The following is a 1,329-nucleotide window of genomic DNA, read 5'->3' on the forward strand; positions in this document are numbered from 1 at the left end:
CAGGGTCATTGCGTTCTGGGGTAACTGCTGGTCACGGCGGTGATCAGGTCGTGTGAGCGGCGGTTGGCTTGGCGGGTAGCGCGGGCGATGTTGGTCGCGCCGGTGATGCGGTGCCAGCCGATCGCGGTGTTACGTAGCGTTGCGATGACGGCGGGTCCGTTGCCTGTCCGAGCTTGGTGGAGGTCTTCACGGAACGTCACGTCGCGTACGTGATGGAGGCGGTTCTCGATGTGCCAGTGCCGGCGGATCCAGGTCTGCAGGTCACGGGGCAGAGCCTGGCCTGCGGGCAGTGACACGGTCAGGTAGGCGGTCTCGCGGCTGGTCTTGCCAGCGACGATGCGGGTGCGGGTGATCCGCACGGCTTGCTGGGCGTGCGGGAAGGCGATGCCGCCGGGCGTGGCGACGGTGACGGCTTTGACGGTGCGGGTTTCGCGGCGGCCGTGGCCGCGGTCGCGGGTCCGGTCACCGACCGGGATCTGCGCCCAGGGCAGCCGTTTGAGCTGCTTGAACAGGGTCGGCTGGTTGGCCTTCACCTGTACGAGCAGGTGGGCTCCACGGGCGGTGACCTCGTCGGCGTGCCCGGTCTGGGTGTGCAGGGCGTCGGCGATGAACAGCACCCCGGCCAGGGTGCCGAGCACCGTCTCGACGGCGTCGAGCAGCGGGGCGAACGCCGGGATCTCGTTGCTCTTGGCGTCCACGGTGACCTGGGCGAGCACGATCCCGGTGGTGGTGTCCAGCGCGGAGAGCAGATGCACCTGGCGGCCGTCGCCGGTTCGGGCGCCACGCAGTGTCTTGCCGTCGATGGCGATCACCGTGCGGTACCGCCTCGGCCTGCTCACCGCGACGGGACTGCGGGTGCGCAGCCAGCCGGCCAGGACGGTGCCGAGTAGCGTGTCGTCCAGGCGCGTCAGGAGCCGCCAGACAGTGCTGCCGACCGGCACTCCTGCGGTGAACCCGAGCCGTTCCTGGGCGCGTTCGTCCAGGTCGTGCAGCCAATCCGTGATCGCGGCGAACGACGACGCCCCGGCCATGACGGCGCAGACCGCCACCGCCAGCAGCGCGGTCAGCGGGTAACGCACGCCTCGTGGGTCGCGTGGATCAGGAACAGCGGCGAGCGCGTGCAGCAGCCTGCCCTGTTCACCGTCGGTGACTGGCACGGCCTCGGCGATGGAGGTGGGTGCTGCTACGGCCAGTGCAGGGATGAGAGATGATGCCATCGGCGGGTGGGGTCTTCCTCGGAGTCGTGAAGCGTCGCAACTCCATGATCACCGATGCGGCCTCACCCGTTTCTTTCGCCTCCATAGAGGCCGAAAACGTCTCGAAACTCCT

1 protein-coding gene is annotated in these 1,329 nt (G+C 68.9%); it reads right to left on the reverse strand.

Annotated features, from left to right (window positions below):
* Positions 1-5: 5 nt before the first annotated feature.
* Positions 6-1,157, reverse strand: coding sequence for an ISAs1 family transposase (locus ABZ570_RS33985; protein ID WP_358072292.1), 1,152 nt, complete (start codon positions 1,155-1,157; stop codon positions 6-8).
* Positions 1,158-1,329: the final 172 nt, after the last annotated feature.

It is taken from the genome of Micromonospora sp. NPDC007271, assembly GCF_040634005.1.
In the GTDB taxonomy this organism is placed as follows: domain Bacteria; phylum Actinomycetota; class Actinomycetes; order Mycobacteriales; family Micromonosporaceae; genus Micromonospora.